Origin of the sequence: Kineosporia corallincola (assembly GCF_018499875.1) — a bacterium.
GTDB lineage: Bacteria > Actinomycetota > Actinomycetes > Actinomycetales > Kineosporiaceae > Kineosporia > Kineosporia corallincola.
In genome coordinates, this window is record NZ_JAHBAY010000052.1 from 1 (window position 1) to 465 (window position 465).

The following is a 465-nucleotide window of genomic DNA, read 5'->3' on the forward strand; positions in this document are numbered from 1 at the left end:
GACCCTGCGTGATCTCCGGGATGTCTACGAGATCATTCTGGCTGCGCCCCGGGATCTTCCCGTCAGTCAGCAGACGCCTTGGATCATGTATGACATTCCGCGTTCGCACGAGGTGATCGTGCGGGTGATCCGTGGGCGGCTGGAGGCGCTGGGGTGGTCGGATCTGCTCGGGGAGGTGGACGACGGGGCCGGTGATCGGATCGGTGGTCTTGTGGCTGGTCATCCGGTGGTCGTGGCCAGTGATCCTCGCCGGATGCTGATCAGGCCGGGAGGGTTTGAGGTCGAGGTTCGGCTGGAGGCGCCGTCGGGGCTGGAGCGTGATGAGGTGTGGCTCTCGGTGGACTTTCTGGGTGGTCTGGAGGGTTTGCCTCGTTCGGATTCTCCGCCCTACCTGGGGGCTGTGTCGTGGCCGTTGGTCGCGGTCGCGATCAGCTGGCGTGGTGCTGAACTGGATGAGGGCGGTGA

Annotated in this window: 1 protein-coding gene; it reads left to right on the forward strand. The window is 64.9% G+C overall.

Translation table 11 applies throughout. The annotated features are described in order from the left end of the window. Window positions 1-465, forward strand: a 465-nt coding sequence (locus KIH74_RS35660) for a hypothetical protein (protein WP_214160875.1), incomplete at both ends; no start/stop codon positions are given.